The organism is Roseimicrobium gellanilyticum, from assembly GCF_003315205.1.
Classification (GTDB): domain Bacteria; phylum Verrucomicrobiota; class Verrucomicrobiia; order Verrucomicrobiales; family Verrucomicrobiaceae; genus Roseimicrobium; species Roseimicrobium gellanilyticum.
This window is the reverse complement of sequence record NZ_QNRR01000007.1, coordinates 389470-408482: the sequence shown is the minus strand read 5'-3', so window position 1 is coordinate 408482 and position 19013 is coordinate 389470. Positions and strand designations below refer to the sequence as shown.

The 19013-nt window shown below is 59.2% G+C and carries 18 protein-coding genes; 9 read left to right on the top strand and 9 right to left on the bottom strand.

What is annotated here, in order from left to right; all coding sequences use genetic code 11:
• Positions 1–55 precede the first annotated feature (55 nt).
• Together DES53_RS20275 and DES53_RS20270 are read right to left on the bottom strand one after the other, a co-directional pair.
• Entirely contained in the window at positions 56–982 is a 927-nt protein-coding gene (locus tag DES53_RS20275) for a cation diffusion facilitator family transporter (protein ID WP_113960123.1), read from the bottom strand.
• Positions 983–1042: 60 nt separating this feature from the next.
• A complete protein-coding gene (locus DES53_RS20270; RefSeq protein WP_113960122.1) occupies positions 1043–1870 on the bottom strand; it encodes an SRPBCC family protein in 828 nt (275 codons plus the stop codon).
• Between the two features lie 331 nt (positions 1871–2201).
• On the opposite strand from DES53_RS20270, the gene DES53_RS20265 reads away from it, so the two are divergent.
• The 8 genes from DES53_RS20265 (at position 2202) to DES53_RS20230 (ending at position 11760) form a co-directional block, all read left to right on the top strand.
• Entirely contained in the window at positions 2202–3209 is a 1008-nt protein-coding gene (locus tag DES53_RS20265; protein WP_113960121.1) for a polyprenyl synthetase family protein, read from the top strand.
• Positions 3210–3283: 74 nt separating this feature from the next.
• Positions 3284–3982 carry a RadC family protein gene (radC, locus tag DES53_RS20260; protein WP_113960120.1) on the top strand — a complete coding sequence of 233 codons (699 nt, stop codon included), beginning with the start codon at positions 3284–3286 and terminating at the stop codon, positions 3980–3982.
• Between the two features lie 200 nt (positions 3983–4182).
• A complete protein-coding gene (gene lpxA, locus DES53_RS20255; protein WP_170157249.1) occupies positions 4183–4977 on the top strand; it encodes an acyl-ACP--UDP-N-acetylglucosamine O-acyltransferase in 795 nt (264 codons plus the stop codon).
• 173 nt (positions 4978–5150) lie between these two features.
• Positions 5151–7613 carry an LPS-assembly protein LptD gene (locus DES53_RS20250; RefSeq protein WP_113960118.1) on the top strand — a complete coding sequence of 821 codons (2463 nt, stop codon included), beginning with the start codon at positions 5151–5153 and terminating at the stop codon, positions 7611–7613.
• Positions 7614–7749: 136 nt separating this feature from the next.
• A complete protein-coding gene (locus DES53_RS20245) occupies positions 7750–8310 on the top strand; it encodes an SMI1/KNR4 family protein (protein WP_113960117.1) in 561 nt (186 codons plus the stop codon).
• A 151-nt stretch (positions 8311–8461) separates the two neighbouring features.
• Positions 8462–9781 (top strand): UDP-glucose dehydrogenase family protein, encoded by a 1320-nt coding sequence (locus tag DES53_RS20240; protein WP_113960116.1) that lies wholly within the window; start codon positions 8462–8464, stop codon positions 9779–9781.
• A gap of 278 nt (positions 9782–10059) precedes the next feature.
• Positions 10060–11313 (top strand): 16S rRNA (cytosine(967)-C(5))-methyltransferase RsmB, encoded by a 1254-nt coding sequence (gene rsmB, locus DES53_RS20235; RefSeq protein WP_113960115.1) that lies wholly within the window; start codon positions 10060–10062, stop codon positions 11311–11313.
• Between the two features lie 72 nt (positions 11314–11385).
• The gene (locus DES53_RS20230; protein ID WP_113960114.1) at positions 11386–11760 is read left to right on the top strand and encodes an RNA-binding S4 domain-containing protein; all 375 of its coding nucleotides are present in this window, start codon (positions 11386–11388) and stop codon (positions 11758–11760) included.
• A 29-nt stretch (positions 11761–11789) separates the two neighbouring features.
• Here DES53_RS20230 and DES53_RS20225 read toward each other — a convergent pair whose 3' ends face one another.
• From DES53_RS20225 to DES53_RS20210, 4 genes are all read right to left on the bottom strand, one after another.
• Positions 11790–12416: a hypothetical protein gene (locus DES53_RS20225; RefSeq protein WP_113960113.1), complete on the bottom strand. Its 627-nt coding sequence runs from the start codon at positions 12414–12416 to the stop codon at positions 11790–11792.
• 123 nt (positions 12417–12539) lie between these two features.
• On the bottom strand, positions 12540–12932 hold the full coding sequence (locus tag DES53_RS20220) for an iron chaperone (RefSeq protein WP_113960112.1): 393 nt from the start codon (positions 12930–12932) through the stop codon (positions 12540–12542).
• A 171-nt stretch (positions 12933–13103) separates the two neighbouring features.
• Positions 13104–13718, bottom strand: coding sequence for a hypothetical protein (locus tag DES53_RS20215; protein WP_147263504.1), 615 nt, complete (start codon positions 13716–13718; stop codon positions 13104–13106).
• Positions 13719–13890: 172 nt separating this feature from the next.
• On the bottom strand, positions 13891–14790 hold the full coding sequence (locus tag DES53_RS20210) for a hypothetical protein (protein ID WP_147263503.1): 900 nt from the start codon (positions 14788–14790) through the stop codon (positions 13891–13893).
• Positions 14791–14935: 145 nt separating this feature from the next.
• Here DES53_RS20210 and fbaA point away from each other — a divergent pair, with 145 nt between their 5' ends.
• Positions 14936–15967, top strand: a complete 1032-nt coding sequence (fbaA, locus tag DES53_RS20205; RefSeq protein ID WP_113960109.1) for a class II fructose-bisphosphate aldolase — start codon at positions 14936–14938, stop codon at positions 15965–15967.
• Between the two features lie 167 nt (positions 15968–16134).
• Here the strand turns inward: fbaA and DES53_RS20200 are convergent, their stop codons facing one another.
• The 3 genes from DES53_RS20200 to DES53_RS20190 form a co-directional block, all read right to left on the bottom strand.
• Positions 16135–16512: a hypothetical protein gene (locus DES53_RS20200; RefSeq protein WP_113960108.1), complete on the bottom strand. Its 378-nt coding sequence runs from the start codon at positions 16510–16512 to the stop codon at positions 16135–16137.
• Positions 16513–16519: 7 nt separating this feature from the next.
• The gene (locus tag DES53_RS20195; RefSeq protein WP_113960107.1) at positions 16520–18124 is read right to left on the bottom strand and encodes a sialate O-acetylesterase; all 1605 of its coding nucleotides are present in this window, start codon (positions 18122–18124) and stop codon (positions 16520–16522) included.
• A gap of 100 nt (positions 18125–18224) precedes the next feature.
• Positions 18225–18977: a M90 metallopeptidase family protein gene (locus DES53_RS20190; protein WP_113960106.1), complete on the bottom strand. Its 753-nt coding sequence runs from the start codon at positions 18975–18977 to the stop codon at positions 18225–18227.
• Positions 18978–19013 lie beyond the last annotated feature (36 nt).

Below are 19013 nucleotides of genomic sequence, written 5' to 3'. Positions count from 1 at the left end.
GGGCGGTTGTATCAACGCTGCGGGTGGGGCGATTGTGTCAGCACATTGCCTCGCGTTACGCGCCATTCGGCTTCTCCCTTTTCTCCGGCAGATCCTCATAGGATGCCGGATCCTCGATGGGCTCCAGGTGCGTGAGAGCCGTGAGCCTTGGCAGGTGCTCACGTAGCTCGTTCTCGATTTCCTCAGAAAGCTCATGCCCGCGAGCGACGGTCCACTCGCCAGGTACCAGCACGTGCACGGACATGAAGCGCCATGCACCGGCCTGCCGGGTGCGCAGTGCATGGAATTGCACTCCATTCGCGCGATGGCGATCCAGCACAGCATTCACGACTGCCATGTCCTCAGCATCCAGCCCTGTATCCATGAGGCCGAGCAGGGACTTTCTCACCAGGCGGATGCCGACAAAGACGATGTGAGCCGCCAACAGCAGACCGATGATGGGATCCAGGACCTGCCAGCCAGTGAACGCGATCAGTGCCACGGCGACAATGACCGCGGCGGAGGTCCACACGTCCGTCATCAGATGGTCCGCATCCGCCTGCAGGGTGATGGAATGCGCCTTCTTCCCGACCCTGTAGAGCACTCTCGCCACAGCCAGATTGATGAGTGAAGCTCCCGTCGAGAGCCACAGGCCGAGCCCAATAGCCTCCAGCGGCTCCGGATTCATGAGACGGGTAGTGGCCGTCCACGCAATGCCCACCGCAGCAAGCACGATCAGCCCTCCTTCCATGCCGCTGGAGAAGTACTCCACCTTCGTATGCCCGTAGGCGTGGTCGTCATCCGCGGGGACGGCCGCCACTCGCAGCGAGATCAATGCAATCACCGCAGCCGCCAGATTCACGAGAGACTCCAGGCCATCTGACAGCAGGCCCACCGATCCGGTGAACCACCACGCGGTCATCTTCAGCGAGAAGGTGACCAGCGCCGCGCCAATGGAGAGCCAGGCGTAGCGCGTGAGCGGAATGGGAGGCGCAGCGGACATTCAGGGGGTGTGGAGTTATGCCCCAGCACACCTTGTCGCGCCACCCGTATGATGGCCCGATCACGAACAGTCCATGATGTTCGTCTCAGGCACGGTACCGAAGTGCGCGCTCATCCATTGCTGCCACGTGGTCTCCGCCTCCTGCACGACGGCTTTTGCACCGGGTCCGGAAAGGTACATCCGAACACAGAGGAACACCTGCCCGGCCATGGGATGGGCCGTGACGTGGGCAATGCCAGGAGCGGGACGGTCCAGCGTGACGAGAAGGTCCTCCGGCCACATTTCCTGCCCCGCCCAGCGCACGATGCCGTTAAGCGGAGGTGCGCCCGCCACTGTAAAAATGCCCTGGCCCAACGTCACTTCGCGGATGCCGAGCAGATTCAGGAACTTCATCCAGGCCTCTCCCTTGGGCTCAGGCGCCGTGCCCATGACTTGAAACGAAGCGCACGACTGCCCGGCAAAATGCTCCAGATGCAGGCGCAGGATGCGGAAAAAGGACTGCCAGCCATAGGTGTGGCCCTCGAATTGATTGTCCCACTCATCCGTGCTGGCGAACCACCGGTGAACCACCCGCACTACACAGGTACTCCCGGACTTGGCCTGCACCGTCCATTCGGAGGCCACGGCTCCCGGGCCTTCGGTGGTCTCCACGACGAACTGATGGGGCGGCTGCCACACTTTGACCGTGCCCACCGCGTCCATCGTGTTCCCGGGTCCAAAGTGGCTGACTGCCGCGCCGCCCTCCTTTTCCTCTACCTCGCTGGGCACGAACCAGGACGAAATCCCCTCTCCCGTGGCGATGGCCTTCCACACTTGCTCCGGAGTTCCGGGCACTTCGACTTCCGCTTCCACAGAGCGCTGACCGTTTTCGTCTTTCTTCACAGGCATGGTGCTAGAGGGGTGAGGGATGATGCTGAAAGGCGCATTCGTTGCAGACCACACCAGTCTGCCTTGACAACTTTTTTTGTCAATGTCTAATCTCGTTACGAATCGAGCCTCCGCAAGGTTCACAGCAGGCGAGAGCCCTCGCAGCCACCCTGGCCCGGGCTCCACCCCACATTTGCCCGCCTCTGCACTCGAAAATTTCCGGGGGCTTTCACTATCAGCCTGTTGCCTTTGGGCGTATTTATCCTTAAGAAGCTGGCAGTGACGAAAAGTTGACTTCTGTCAGACTTCACGTTCCTTGTGAAATATTTCACAATCTCCGCTTACCTCACCCATGAAACTCCCTTCCTTCCTCAAACCAAAGGCGGCCTTCCCCTTTGAGTTGGTGAAGCCTGAAGTGGACCACATCGAGCAGATTTTGCAGGAGCAGGCGCGTGCTTTTGACCCCGCCGTCGAAGGTTATGTGTCCTATGTCTGCAACACCTCAGGCAAGCGCATCCGTCCGGCCCTGGCAGTGCTCGCAGGCGGAGCCACGGGCGGCGTCTCTGACGACCACCGCCGGCTCTCGGTGATTCTGGAGATGGTGCACATCGCCTCTCTGGTGCATGACGACATCATGGACGGTGCGACCTTGCGTCGTGAGGTGCCCACCGCGGCGGCAAAATGGGGCAACGCCTTGAGTGTGCTACTGGGGGATAGCCTCTTTGCCTACGCGCTGGAACTGGCCACGGAATTCGCGGATTCGGGGATATGCCGCCGTATCGCTCGCGCTTCACGCGACGTGGCCTGTGGGGAGATCCTGCAGACCCAGCGGCGCTTTGATTTCAATCTCTCCCTGCAGGACTACTTCCGCATCATCGAGATGAAGACGGCTGCCCTCTTCGCGGCCGCCACGGAACTCGGGGCGAAGCTCAATGGCCAGAGTGATGAACTCGTAGCCTCCATGGAGAGCTACGGCCTGAAGCTCGGCACGGCGTACCAAATCTACGATGACTGCATCGACCTCGTCGGTGATGAAAAAGCCATCGGCAAGACCCTCGGGACCGACCTCGCCAAGGGCAAGCTGACCCTGCCCATGCTGTACCTCCTGCAGGACGCCAGCGAGCAGCAACGCATCAAGCTGCAGCGCATGGTGCTCAAGGGGGAACCCATGGACACCAGCATCCTCGCCGGCATTGCCGACTATGCCGGGGCCATCGACCGCTCCGTGAGAACGGCACGTGAGATGCTCGAGGACGCACGGAAAAATCTCGTGGGCCTTCCCGCGACGGTCTACAAGGACGCCATGGTCACGGTGACGCAGTATCTGGATGGCTTGTTGGATCAGTGCAAGGCCGCCTGATCACAGCGCCCTTCTGTCTTTGCGCCACATCCTTCTTCCATTGACGCCATGGCGCAACTTGCTTGGGTGCGCGCATGTCTGGCTCCCAGCGCATCCACGATCTTCCTGAACATGATCGCCCCCGCGAACGACTGCTGCGGCTCGGTGCCGAATCGCTCACCAATGCTGAACTGCTGGCGCTCTTCATCAACACTGGTATGCAGGGAGAAAACGCCATTCAGGTGGCGGATCGGCTGCTGAGGGAAACGAAGACCCTGCGGAACCTGTCCCGCATGGGTGGCAAGGAACTCGCCAAGGTACGCGGCCTCGGGCCCGCCAAGGCGGCCCACATCGCTGCCGCGTTTGAGCTGGGCAGGCGGGCCAGCGTGGAGGAGGTGCTGGAGGAGAAGCTCGACGAGCCGGAGAAGGTCTACCGCTACCTGGGCCAGGATATGGCGCGGCAGGGCTACGAAACACTGCGCATCCTGGTGCTCAACACCCGGATGGGACTGGAGCATGATGAGATGGTCTTCCAGGGCACTGTGAATGAGAGCCCCGCGCACCCGCGTGAAATCATGCGCATCGCCGCCGTGCACCGTGCGCACTCCTTCATCCTGGCGCACAATCACCCCAGCGGCGATCCTTCCCCCAGTGAAATGGACCGGCGCTTCACCCAGCGCATCCGCCAGTGCGCAGAGATCATGCAGATCCAGTTCGCCGACCACGTCATCATCGGTGCCCCGCGTCAGGGCAGCCAGCCGTGGTTCAGCTTCCGGGCGGCAGGATTGCTATGAGCGCCTCGCACGCCAGCCGAAGCGACTGAGCCCTGGGAGCGCTGGCCTCTGGCCGGCGTTTTATGCACACAGCGAGTAATCACGCCGGCCAGAGGCCAGCGCTCCCAGGGCCTATGCGTGAAAGTCGAGCCTGCACACACATGGGTTGCGAGCAGGCAGCTCCCGCGCCACCATCGGCGCATCTGCGTCCTCATCCCCTCATGGTTCACCCCACCGCCCTCATCTCCACCGAAGCTGAAATCGATCCCTCTGCCGAAGTCGGGGCTTACGCCATCATTGAAGGGCCGGTGAAGATTGGCGCGGGCTGCAAAATCGCCCCCCATGCGCAGATTGTGGGGGACACGATCATCGGGGACGGCACCACCATCGGACGTGGCGCTGTCGTTGGGGAAACCCCGCAGGACATCGGATTCACCAGCGCCACTAAAAGCGGGGTGCGCATTGGCAGGAACAACGTCATTCGCGAGCACGTCACCATCCACCGCGGGTCCAAGGATGGCGGTCTGACCGAGATCGGTGACAATAATTTCCTGATGGCGGGCTCCCACCTGGGCCATGATGTGAAGCTCGGGAACAGGAGCATCCTGGCCAATGCAGTCCTGGTGGCCGGGCACGTACACATTGGGAACAACACCTTCATGGGCGGTGGGGCCGTGTTCCACCAGTTCATCCGCATCGGGGACTTCTGTGTGGTGCAGGGGAACGGCAGCTTCAGCCGGGACATCCCCCACTACTGCTCCGCCCTGCGTGTCAACCGGCTCAGTGGCCTGAATGTGATCGGCCTGCGCCGCCAGGGGTTCAGCCCGGAGGACCGTGCCGGCATCAAGGACCTCTTCAATCTTGTGTTTCGCTCTGGTCACAACCTCAGCCAGGCCCTGACTGCCGCCCGCGAGCAGTCCTGGAGCGAGCATGCGGCCCGGCTGCTCGCCTTCCTTGAGGCACCCAGCAAAAAAGGCGTCTGCACCCTCTCGCTCCGGCACGAGGCAGACGAATAAAGCCTTCTCCCTGGCACTCTTTCCGGCAGCGCAAGTCCTTCGGTGAACGTAGGCAAATTTCTTGTCCTTTTCCTTGCCGCCCCCTGCCAGTTCGCCTATTTCATGGATTTTAACAACCTGCTCCCCAACCCCGTCCGCCATTCGGACGAGACCACTCTCCCGACTCCCGCACCATGAAGCATGTTCTTCCCCTCCTCGGTTGCGTCTTGCTGGCAGCCGCCAGCGTTCAAGGACAGTCATCCGACATACTGGGAACGCTGACCAGCAACATCAACATCGAGGGCATGGAAACATCCTTCGACCCGGCCACGGGAATCGCCACCGCCAAGGGCGATGTGTACATCAAATACGAAGACACGGAGATCAAAGCCAGCCAGGCTGACTACAACTCCGCTACCGGTGACGTCATCGCCAAGGGCAACGTGACGGTGGTCAAGGCGGGCGAGATTTACCGCGGTGAGAACATCACCTACAACGTCAAGACCCAGGAACTGTCCGCCAACAGCATCCGCAGCTCGCTGCCTCCGATTTTTTATGAGGCAGCCGATTTCAAGACCAACTCGGGCGAGCTGAAGCGCATTGACGGCACGGATTCCTACTTCACCACCCACGACGCCCAAAACCCGAACTACCGGGTCAAGGCCAAGTCCATCACCATCTATCCGGAAGACCGGATTGTGATGAAGCATGTGAAGGTCTATCTGGGCAACACCCCCGTCTTCTACCTTCCCTACATTGTTCAGCCCCTGAATGACGAACTGGGCTACTTCTTCCAGCCCGGCTATACCAGCCAGTGGGGCGTCTTCCTCCTGAACCAGTACGGGGTGATGCATGGTGACCACACGCTCGCCAAGTACAAGCTGGACCTGCGCAGCGAGCGCGGCGTGGGCGTCGGTGCTGACTTCCAGTCCATGAAGTGGAAGAAGCTGGGCAATGATAACTTCGGCCACCTCACCCTCTACTACGCCTATGACACCAATCCGGAAGAAGGGGTGAATGACTCCATCCGCCCTGAGAGCTTGGTGGATGAAAACCGCTACCGCATCGGCTTCCAGCACCGCATCTTCATCCCCGGCCCTGCGGAGAGCACCTGGTATCTGGACTTTGACCTCACGAAGCTGAGCGACCAGTTCATGCTTGAGGACTACTACCTCAACGACTTCCGCACGAACCCCGAGCCGGACAACCACGTGAAACTGGTGCACCGCGATGACCGCTTCACCGCGACGCTGCTGGCCCGCTTCCAGATGAATGAGTTCTACCATACGGACACGCGTCTGCCGGAACTCGCCTTTGACTTCACCCGCTCCCGCATCGGCAACTCCAACTTCTACTATCAGGGTGAGACCACCATCGGCGCCTATCGCGACAAGCTCTCCGATGACGAGCAGCTCATCCTTCAGGGCAAGATTGCCCAGCAGAAAGCTGTGCTGAGCAGCTTTGGTACGGACGGCATCCCCACCACCACGGTAATTGGTCCGGATGGCGTTCCGGTGACCACCACGACAACGGCCACTGCGCTGGCTGGCACGACGCTTACCTCAAACAACTCCGCCTTCCTCCGCGCGACTCCCCGTCAGCTCTTCACCCGCGACGAAGTGGAGCAGGACCTTGAAGCCCTCCAGGCTGAGCTGAGCGAGAACAAGTTCTTCCGCATGCACAGCTACCATGAGGTGCTCTACCCCATGAGCTTCGGCCAAGGGAACTGGATCAACTTTGTGCCCCGCATCGGTGGTGGCGCGACCTACTACAGCGACGTGGAAGGCGGCACCGGCGAAGTCGGTGACGACACCCGTCCCCTTCTGCACGTGGGCTTCGACTTCTCCATGAAGTTCAGCAAGGTCTGGGATGAAGTGCAGAATCGCACGCTGGGTCTTGATGGCCTCCGCCACATCATCCAGCCTTATGTCAACTATTCGTATCTGGATGCGGATGAGCTCGAAGGCATGCCGACCGTGGACCGCCTCACTCCCAGCACCCGCCCCCGCCCCATCGACGTGCCGCTCTTCACCGCTACGGACAGCTTCCGCACCTGGAATGTGGCCCGTATTGGTGTGCGCAACCTCTTCCAGACCAAGCGCGACACCGCCACCCACAACTGGGCTGGCCTGAATACCTACATGGATGTCTTCATGGAGGACCCGGAATTCGACCGCGATATCTCGAACCTCTACAACGACCTCTTCTGGTATCCGGTGCCCTGGCTTGCCTTCACCATCGACAGCCAGCTCCCGATCGGCAACAGCGACTTCAACTTCACGGAAGTCAACTCCGCCATCACCTGGATGCCGAGCAAGCGCCTGTCCCTCACCCTTGGTCACCAGCTCCTGAGCGACAACCCCCTCTTCATCGACAGCAGCCTGATCTACTCGCGCGTCTACGCCAAGATCAACGAGAACTGGGGCTTCTCCATGAACCACATCTACGAAATGGATGACTCCACGCTGGAGTACCAGAGCTACAGCATCCACCGTGACCTTGCGAGCTGGACCATGGCGCTCGGCGGCCTCGTCCGTGACAACCGTGGTGAAAACGAATACGGCCTGGTGCTTTCCTTCACCCTTAAGGACTTCCCCAACGTGAGCATCCCGCTCGACCTCGACCCGAATCCCACGGGCCGCGGCGGCAGCGAATAGCCTTCATCGCACCCTTTCCTGACGTTTTTGAAACCCGGTGTACTCGCTTGAGTCACCGGGCTTTTCTTTGGCTAGGAAATGTACATCGACAAGAGTCCCCCGCCTGGCCATCAGTAGCTCCGGACTGGCATTGAAAATGAAAACGCTCACCCAAATCTTCTCGGAACTTCGCGAAACCATGGCTGTGGTTTCAACCGAATTGGCCTCATCATTTGCCCCGGGAATTCCCGCGGAGGAGGCGAAACAGCTCCTTACAAAAATCCAATTTACTCCTGGCGAGGAACTACTTGAGCTCTACTCCCTTGCGAACGGTTCTTCCGGCGCGATCCCACTGGTCGAGATATTACCAGGTGCGTACTTCCAGTCGTTGGAATACGCCATCAACACGTTTGAAAACACTACTCCAATAACTGAATGCTGGGGACCACTGGCGAGTTCACTGGTAGTGCTGACCGATCATGGCGGAAGTGGGTATGGCGTACGCCCAAAAACAGACGGGGGACGGGTTGTAAACTTGGGTATACATGAGCCTCCAAGCATTGAGTTTAACTCCCTTGCCGAAATGTTGGAGCTCTCCCTGCTTTGTTATAGGGAAGGTGTATTCACCTGGGCGGACGGCATGACTGACGCTGACTTCCAAAAGTACTCGGAGCTCGATGAGGAGTTTAAGCGCAGCCTGGGACGGTCCAAGCCGTGAGTAGGGGAGGCTCCACCCCTAGTTTGTCCTCTCCCCTGCTATTTGCCCCATCCGCTAATTACCGCAAAGCCACCCCTTCCCGCTTGTGGCGGTCAGGAACGTCGCTTTAGTTTGCCCAAAATCGCATCGCCTCACTCCCTCCCTATCGCGCATGAAGCTTACGATCATTGGTTCTGGTTACGTCGGTCTCACCACAGGCGCCTGCCTCGCAGAAGTCGGTCACCACGTCATGTGCGTGGACAATGATGCCAGGAAAATCGAGACGCTCCTGGCAGGCAAGATTCCGATCTACGAACCCGGACTGGAAAACATGGTGCGCAAGAATGTGGTGTCGAAGAGGCTCCAGTTCACCACGAGCACGGAGGAAGGCGTCAACTTTGGCGAGGTGATTTTCATTGCCGTGCCCACCCCACCCCAGCCGGATGGCAGCGTGGATCTCAGCTTCATCGAGAAGGTGGCACGCGAAATCGCCGTCTGCCTCGACAGCTATCGCGTCATTGTGGACAAGAGCACCGTGCCGGTGAAGACCGGCGAGCGCGTGGCCCACACCATCCGCCGTTATGCCAAGGCCGGCGTGGAGTTCGATGTGGTCAGCAATCCTGAGTTCCTTCGCGAAGGCAGTGCCGTGGATGACCTGATGAATCCGGACCGCATTGTGATCGGTGGCAACAGCGACCGTGCTCTCGCTCTCATGCAGAAGGTGTATGAGCCCTTCGTAGCCCCGGTGCTCGTCACGGACATCAACAGCGCGGAACTCATCAAGCACGCTGCGAACAGCTTCCTGGCCCTGAAGATTTCCTATATCAACGCGGTATCTGAGATCTGTGAAGTCAGCGGCGCGGATGTGGAGAAGGTCGCTGAAGGCATCGGCATGGACAAGCGTATTGGCCGCAGCTTCCTGAATGCCGGACTCGGGTACGGTGGCTCCTGCTTCCCGAAGGACATTGCCGCCTTCATCGCCATCGCCGAGCAGCTCGGAACTCCGTTCACCCTGCTGAAGGAAGTGCAGAACATCAACACCCACCAATTCACCCGCTTCCTCGATGCGGTGCGTGAAGCGCTCTGGGTGCTCAAGGAAAAGAAAATCGCCGTGTGGGGCCTGAGCTTCAAACCGAATACGGATGACGTTCGCTCGAGTGTGGCAGTGAACATCGTCGAGGCCCTCGTGGCCGAAGGCGCCGATGTGACGGCCTACGATCCCAAGGCGATGGAGAAATTCAAGGACCTGCCCGTTTCCGCCAAGGTCAAGCTGGCCGAAAGCCCGCTGGAAGCCGCACGAGGGGCCGAGGCCCTCATCATCGCCACCGAGTGGGCCGACTTCGCCTCTGTCGACCTCGCGGAACTGCGCAACATCATGCGCGCCCCGCTGATTTTCGATGGCCGCAACCTCCTCGACCCCACGGCTGCGCAGGCCTACGGCTTCCAGTACCGTGGCATCGGTCGTGGCACGTTGCCGGTGGCACAGGGGTAGAGCCTTGGCATCGTTGTGGTGCTAATACTGAGGGGACACGGCTCAATGTAGAAGGCTTCTCCAGAAGCCTTTCATACCTGCCGGTCCCATGACTTGCCCGTGTCCAGGACACCTTGGTCCTGGCATTCCACGCGTAAACCACTCGTGAAAATCCATGGCAAATGCCACGGTGGAAGGCTTCTGGTGAAGCCTTCTACGTAGTTATGGTTGCTTGTTCATCAGCCAAAGCAGCGCTATGGTGACGGTTCCCGCCGTTTCAACCATCTGCGTTACGCCCCTTGTCAGCCCCCACCCCCCCCGCCCGCGCCCTTGCCCTTCAAGTCCTCCTCGACTGGGAGCGCGGTGAAACGTATGCTCAGGACCTGATCGAGCGGCACGCCACACGGCATCAGCTGGCGCACCGTGACGCCGCCCTGCTGCAGACCCTGGTGTTTGGCGTACTGCGCAACATTAGCCTGCTGGACTCATGGTTGGATGAGTTGTGCAGCAACAAGCGCCTGGAAACCAAGGTGCACTGGCTGCTGCGCCTCGGCGTGGCCCAGCTTCTGATTCTGGAGATGCCTCCCCATGCCGCGGTGAATGAAACCGTTTCACTCGCCGACGGAAAGGCGCGCGGCCTCGTGAATGCCGTGCTTCGCCGTGCGGAGCGTGAACGCACCGAGCTGCTGTCCTTCGCTGAATCGCTGCCACCTCATGACCGCCTCTCCCATCCCGACTGGCTCATCGAGCGCTGGAGCAAGCAATACAGCGAGCAGGAGGCCCTGAAGCTCTGCGAGTGGAACCAGAATCCGGCCTCCACCTACATTCGCATCAACCGGCTGCATCCTGAACCGTTGGACCAAGCTGCAGTCGCCAACCTTGCGACGACCTCGAATCCCGAATTCTTCCGCGTGGAAACTCCGCCGCGCGACTGGCTGGCTGCTGGGCGGTGCTACGTTCAGGATCCCAGCACCGCTGTCGCCTGCGAACTTCTCGCGCCGCAACCCGGAGATGTGGTACTGGATGCCTGCGCCGCTCCGGGTGGCAAGACCGCCTACCTCGCGCAGATGATGGGCAACAAAGGCCGCATCATCGCCACGGACGCCATGCCCCGACGTGTGAAACGTATGGAGGAGAACTTCGAGCGGCTCCACGTCACCATCGCCGAAACACCGGCAGTGGATTGGACGAAGGCCACGGCTGCCGTCTTTGGCGGACTGCAGTTTGACCGCATCCTGATCGATGCGCCCTGTAGCAATACAGGCGTCATGCGCCGGCGTGTGGATGTGCGCTGGAGATTGCAGCCCTGGTTTTTCAAGGAGATGACGAAGACACAGTCGACCATCCTCGATGCCGTGGCACCACTTCTGAAGCCGGGTGGCTCGCTCGTCTACAGCACCTGCAGTCTCGATCACGAGGAGAATGAAGAGGTGGTGCAGGCATTCCTTCAGCGCCACCCTGCCCTGCGACTCAAGGAAACGCGCTCCACCCTGCCCTGGCGGAATCAGGTGGATGGCGCCTTCGCCGCGTTGATCACCAAGAGCTCACGCTGAGGCCCAAAAAGCACTGCGCGCACCGGTTTCTTGACCTTTTACGGTTGACCAGCGATCCTAGGGATAGCCCCCATGCGTGCCGATCTGTATCTTCATCATATCCGCATTTTCAAAACCCGCAGCCTGGCCACCCAGGCCTGCAACAAGGGCAACGTGCGCATTGATGGCCAGCACCTGAAGCCCGCACGCGATCTGAAACTGGGCGAAACCCTCGACGTCGAACGCGGTGAACTGAAACTCGTGCTTCGCGTGCTCGACTTCCCTGCCAGCCGCGTGGGTGCTCCTCTCGTGTCCAAGTATGTAGAGAACCTCACACCCGAGGAGAACTATGTTCGCGCTGCGGAAATCCGCCGCGAGAAGGAACTCGTGATGCCCGGTATCCTGGCTGCGAAGCCGGATAAGAAGCAACTCAGGCAGATTCGGGAGTTGATGGAGAGGAATCTGTAGAGGCTTGCACTCAGCATATGGGCGTCATGCTATCGGCCCGTGATGGCATTCCACAAACGTCGCCACAACGGTTCGGGCTTGATTCGAGCCTTGTCGGGATTTTCTAGAGCCCACAGAAAACGTCTCACCTGCTCCATGTCGCGTTGTTTGGTCGCCTCTTGGCAATAGGTGGCTCCCAAGACTGCGCAAAAATCGCGGATGGTGTCTTCGGCTACTCTTCCACTCACACGGAGCTCATCAACGAATGCATCATGATAGGTAAATACCAGCGAGGTATTGTGATAGGCCTTGATGTGATTGAAGAGCTGTTCCAACGGCCTCTCGCGGACCATGTCGCAAAGTCCGTCAATCACCTCCGGGGTGAATGAAACGTGGAAGACCTCAGGAATGGGACTGATGCCATCTCGGACTACAGGAACAGGTTCTGCAAAAGCGTGCCGTTCATAAAAACCAGCTACACAGGGCGCAATCGAAGTGCCTTCCATGTATAACACGCCACCAGGAGGCAGTAAGATGGAAAGGGCACGGAAAAAGGCGATTGGTTCCTGGATCCCATCGATGGCCCAATGAGCTGGAGTATCTAAATCAAGACCTCCGCCGCCTCCCTCGATGATGTCCTGTAAGCCCTCTATCAGCTCTTCGCGTTCGGATTTCATTTCGTAGTATTGACTGCTAAGAGGATGGCATGCGCAAGTCAGCATGTCATCCGACTGCAAGCAGCCTGGACTCAGGTAACTAGCCAGTCATCACTACTTCAAGCGAGCATTACCAATCGAGTGTTACTTGGTTTTCTTCACCCTCTGAGCAGGCGTCCGTTCCGCATGCTCCTTCGCCTTGAACTTCGCTATTCGGCTGATGAGCGCATACGGTATCGGCTCACTGAGAGGAAACTGCAGATTCCCCTTTTCACCAGCATATCGTGCCGTTTCCTTCTCCAGCTTCGCATCCCCCTTCATGGGTGGATACAGACCGAGGTGCTTCTTGAAAGCGGCAAAGAAGATGAACACCTTTCCTCCGAGCGTGAAAGCAGGGATCTGATAGCTGATTTTCTCCTCCGCATCCGGCACCGCCTTCTGAATGGTGGAGCGGATCTCCTGCAGGATGGCCTGCACTTCAGGCGAGAACTCCGCGATGTATTCGTCGATGCTGTTGACCTTGGGTCCTCGTGGCATGGCGTTGCAAGAAAGGGGTGAACCAGAGATCCCCGGACCGTCCTTGCACAGGAGACCGGGCCTCATCAAGGTTCTCATGATGCAAAAGCCCCGCCTTTGGCGCAAGCCATCTTGCGACAAAGGGAATGCCACACCTGTGGAGCTTTCACTCCACCTCTCCAACACCCTTTGCTAGAGCACCCGGGTCACGCGCCAGCCAGGCTCAAAATCGATGACGCGGAGAATGTGATTGAGCTCAGCGTAGCGGACGAACTCAATCTTCTCGATCTCCCTGGCAATTGCCTCTTCGTCAAAGGGCTTGACCTTGGCCTCGTACAAGTCTGTTGAAATCTTTGTCACTTTGCTTGCAAACTTCGAAACAGCCTTGATGACCTTGTCCTCGGGAGTGCCAGCCACGACACCAACGAGCAACTCACCTGCAGCTGCCGGAAATATCAGCTCCTTGTTGCTGCGGTCTTTGATACTTCGCAGCGCATGCTCGGAGAAGTCAGGGAAAGTGGGATCACCCCAACCACTTTCCTCAAATGAAATAGAGACGCCAGCCAGCCTTCCCGTCCCAACCTCCGCCACATAAAGGAACTCGGGAGTGAAGATCACGCTCTCAATCTGGGTATCGAGATCTTTGCTTACTCCAGCAATGTAGTACACGGACAGTTGGATATCCTCCGGCACAGAGTGGGGCTTGAGAGCCTGCTTCAGGATGGATTTGATGGCCTTGACCGGATCAGTCGCGGGCTTGGCCGGCACACGTGATTTGTACGATTCAATACTGCCTCGGGTGCTCATGTTGGAACCAGGATTGGAGTGATGCAGAATGGCACATTTCCCTTCACAGCACCCAAATGTGCTGTGGAAACACGCCCATGGTTTCTCCATGAAAGCATCATTTCTCAACACCTGTCACCCCTTTTTTCCAGGTGCCGTCGAAAAAGCACCATGCCATTACGGGGATGGCCGATCACTTACCCTCTTCAGGGCGAGGCGGCGGCGGGCGGTCGCCACGCTCGCGATTGTCCCCCCCAAAGCCTGGGCCCCCTGGGCCGCCTGGTCCACGCTCACGATCGCGTCCCCAATCCCGATCCTTGTCCCACGGAGACTTGCCCCATGCCTGGATGAACTCCGCCTTGGCCGCGCCGATGTAGGCTTCGCGCAGTCGGCGCCACGCTTCGGGACGCTGCTCTGGAGGGGCCTCCTGCGCACGCTGGATGGCCTCCTTCACCGAAGGCACCTGAGTAATGCGCTCGTGTATGGGCTTCGTGTCCGTCTCACGACGGTCGATGCGCGCCCCTACCTGAAGCTCGCCACCGAGTCTATGTATGGCCTGCGCTCCAAATTCTGGGTCGGCAGGGTCTGGCATGCGAGCCATCCATGGAAAACCTCCCGGCGGCCGCACCTTCTCAAGAATCTTCACGACTTCAGGGTCAGCCTTTTTCAGCGCCTCATGGATCGCGTTGCGCATGTCCTCGTTGGCCTTGGACATACGGTCGCGCGCAGCAATCACCTCCGGGTCCTGCCACGCCTTCTCAAAGGCTTCACGCACCCTCTGGCGCTCCTCTTCCGGCAGTCCCTTGAACATGTCTCCCCGGTCACGATCCCCTCCGCGGGAATAGCCGCCGCTGTAGCCGCTGCCACCCCCTGGGCCACCGGGTCCACGGTTGCCGAAGCGATGCCCGTCCTTGTCCTTATCGCGATCCCTGTCCGGGCCGTCACGGGGAGGCTTTTCTGGCCGGTCCGGGACTCCACCGACTGGTGGCTGAGGGGGAGGGGGCGTGGTGGCGTCCTGTGCTGGGCAGAGCCCAGCTCCAGCGAGCATCACTGCGGTCGCTGTTGCGGCAGCCAGAAGCACGGCGGATTTCATGGGCGGCACTTTCGACACGGCGGCGCAAAACGCAACGCCCGGATTGGCGGACTCAGTCTTCACAGGGAGATATAACCCTCGTCCGGCCGAAAGTTGCTGGACCCGCCGGGGTTGCATGGGCGCGATTCCTGCTTTATGCCATCTCATGCCTATTGCTACTCCCGCTCAGTACCGCGCCATGCTGGACGCCGCCCAAGCCGGCGACTACGCCTATCCGGCCATCAACATCACCTCCCTGTCCACCCTCACCGGTGCCATGAAGGCCTTTGCTGATGCCAAGTCAGACGGCATCATCCAGGTGAGCACCGGTGGTGGCGAGTTCGCCTCGGGCGTGTCAGTGAAGGACATGGCCCTCGGTGCCATCGTACTCGCAGAGGCCGCGCACCGCCTCGCGGAGCGCTTCAATGTTCTCATCGCCCTCCACACCGACCACTGCCAGCCTGGCAAGGTGGAGAAATTCCTCAAGCCGCTCATCGCCGAGACCGCCAAGCGCCGCGCCGAGGGCAAGGGCAACCTCTTCAACTCCCACATGCTGGATGCCTCCGAGCTTCCGCTGGCGGAGAACATGAAGCTCTCCAAGGAACTCCTCGTCGAGTGCGCCAAGAACGAAATCATCCTCGAAGTCGAAGCCGGCGTCGTGGGTGGTGAAGAAGACGGCGTGGATCACGGCGACCAGCCGAACGAGAAGCTCTACACCAGCCCTGAAGACATGGTGGAAGTGTATGAATCCCTCAACGGCATCGGCCGCTTCATGTTCGCCGCCACCTTTGGCAACGTGCACGGCAGCTACAAGCCCGGCGCGGTGAAGCTCAAGCCCACCATCCTGAGCGATGGCCAGGCTGCGGTGATTGCCAAGTACGGCAAGGAAGCTGAGTTTGACCTCGTCTTCCACGGTGGCTCCGGCACCCCGTTGGAAGAAATCCGCGAGACCCTGGGCTACGGCGTCGTGAAGATGAATATCGACACCGACACCCAGTACGCCTACACCCGCCCCATCGCAGAGCACATGTTCAAGAACTACGACGGCGTGCTCAAGGTCGATGGCGAGATTGGCGACAAGAAGATCTACGACCCCCGCGGTTATCTCAAGAAGGCGGAGCAGGGGCTCTGCGAGCGCCTCAAGCAGGCGTGTGATGACCTGCGCAGCACGGGCAAGACGATATACGGGAAGGTGTAACGCCTGCCGAAATCTTGATACCAATCACCAAAGCCGCGACTCCATGAGTCGCGGCTTTTTTTGAAGGCGGATGGCGAACTCTTGGGGTCCGTCTCGGCTATTTTCTCCCTTCCAAGATATCAATCACAGTTCTGTCTTCAGGAGTTAGCTCGTCATCGTTGAGCCTCCTAAAGCGCTCTCCTGCGCTCAAAATCCTCCGCAAGCGTATTGAGTCGCTCAAACGTGGCCATCATGGACTCTTTCCGCTCTTCTGGTGGGTCATGTTTGCCTGCCACTCTGTGGTACGTCTCCCATCGTTCGAGGAATTCGTCCGTTGCCTTTCGCAGCTTCTGGGGATCCATGCGTACGGGTATCAATTTGGCATCGTTCAAGGCAAATAGCACCTCGATGGTAACAAAGAGCTCTCCAATTTCTTGGTCGTCGTACTCATGTCCCCGAGGATGATGCATAAGACTCCAAACGCGTGCACAGAGGCGTTCGGAGATGTCCACCAGCATGTCTCCAGCGGTGTCGTTGTCTAGATTTCCTTCGCCTTCAGCACTCATGAGCGATCTACTGTTGTGGTTGAACCTTGGGTGTCTCACTAACAGTAGTACTCGGTTTTGCAGCCTTCGCACGTACAGGCCGCACGGGCGGCTCTTCCAGTTTCACCGGCCAATCATCCGTGCGGAAAGGCGATGCAGGAAGGCCTGCGCTGTTGAAGAGTGTCGCCAGGCAGTTGTCTTTCCATGCATAGCGCACCGCGACAGGCGCCGGCACCTCAGGATTGGAGACCTGGACTTTGCCATCCACAATCTCGGCTTTCGCCGGCTTCCATTGACGGTCTTCTCCCGCAATGAGGAACTCTTTAAGTTCTCCTTCTTTCGCAGTGAGGCCGTCCGCGTGGGTAAAGGAGAGCACCACCCTGCCTTTCTCTACATCGTGGCCGTCAAGCAAGGGGCCGCTGAATTCACGCGTCTTCCCGTACACGCTACCCAGCGCCCACAGGGCGAGTCGCTGGCCCACAGCCTGTTTGTTCTTGGGATGGATGTCCTTCGCCTCGCCCACATCGATAGTGACTGCCATGCCGGTCTTTGGGAGCTTGAGGGTTTTGAGCATCGCCTCACGCACGAGGCACCAGCCATCGGCACGATTGGCGTAGTTGGGAAGCTGCACCCAGGCAAAGGGCAGCTCCTCACCCCACTGCCCGCGCCATTCATTCACGAGCAGCGGCAGCTGATACTGATAGAAGGATGCCTTCTGCGGTGTCGTGTTTGCCTCGCCCTGATACCACAGCACTCCACGCAAAGCATAGGGCACAAGCGGTGCGATCTTCCCATTGTACAGACCACCGATGTTTCCCTTCCGCTTGCGCACTTCGAGCGGGTTTTGCGGCTTGCGGGGCACAGGCTTGCCCTCGGTGCGCGCTTGCTTGGAGAGAGCTTCCCAGCGCTCCAGTTGCTTCTCGTACTGGGCCTGCGCCATTGCGGGGTCGAGTACTTTCGCGTTGCCCTCCAGCTCGGCAATAAGCGGTTTCAAATCGGCTGACGCACGCTGCGCCTCCGCGGAGATCCACGAGTCAATCGGCGTGCCACCCACCGAGGAATTGATGATTCCTACGGGCAGCTTCAACTCCCGATGAATCTCACGGCCGAAGAAGTACGCGGTCGCTGAGAAGCCAGCCACAGTATCTGGACTACACTCCACCCACTGTCCCTCGCATATGGACTGGGGCTTATCTGATGGTGTGGACTTCACGGTGAACATGCGGATCTGCGGCAGCTCGGCAGCCTGCTTCTCCTTCTCGAAGTCCTTCGCTCGGTTCACCGTCATGGCCATGTTGGACTGGCCCGAGCCAAGCCAGACTTCACCCACGAGAATATTCTTCGCCGTGATGGTATTCGTTCCTTTGGCCGTCAGCACACCAGGAATGGCAGAGGCTTTCATGGCATCCAGTTTCACCATCCACTTGCCCTGCTCATCAGCTTTCACAGTCTTCGATTGATCAGCGAAGGTCACAGCGACTTCCTCACCCATGTCAGCCCATCCCCATACCGGCACGGGCTTATCACACTGGAAAACGGCATTCTCCGCAAAGAGCGGATGCAAGCGGACCGCCGCCATGGAAGGCGCGACCATCAGAGCTGACAGGGCAGCGAGGAAGGCAAGGGATTTCATCCGCGTGCAAACAGTCCGCCCGGGCGGTTTCTTGCACGAGAAGGTGATTTCCCGGTTGCGGCCTATGACACCACCAACTCGGGACCATGACACCTGACCCCTATCGCCCCGCCACAGCCCCCCAAATCTCCTGGAGCAATGCAAACGTCTCCGGCTCCCCCTCCTTCAGTTCTCCGTGCACAAATGGGAAGAAATCGTTGGTGCCAAAATAGGCCTCGGACATCTCCGCAAAGAACTCTTTGTGATTCGTCATCGCATAGTGGCGCACCTTGACTCCATCAATCTTCAGCACGCGAGCGCCACGATCCGCAGCCACATACTTGTCCCACACCCGTCTCACGCGAGGATTTTCAAAACCCAACACTTGATCGTGATAAGCATGTGAGAGTTCATGCAGCACACACCAGGGCTGGATAAAATTGTGCCGTGCATTGGCAAACCGTTCCGCCACCGGGATGTGCACACACTTGGCGAGATCTTCAGCATAACCGTTGTCCTTGAGCCAATCTGCTGACGGATGGTACTGCATGGAGGTGAGTCCTCCATGGGACAGGTCCAGCACCACGACCACCTTCCGGCACTTCTCCAGCGGTTCGGGCGCCATCACGGTGGAGATGTCCGTCAGTTTCGCCTCCAGAAGATCGAGAGCCCGCTTACCAAGAGCGGCGTGAGGCGGGGCGAGGAGCCGTTCATCAATACGCACTGTCCACCCCTCGATAATTCGCGTGGTGCGGGAGCTGGGTTGATCCGGTCTGATGCGCGGAATTTCATCTGCCTTTTTGTCTTCAGCCAAGGCCATGCTGGCAATGCTGAGCAACGCAATGAAGAGGGAATACAAGAGAGGAGAGCGCATGGTCGGTACCAATTACGCACCCACCAAGCGGTCTCT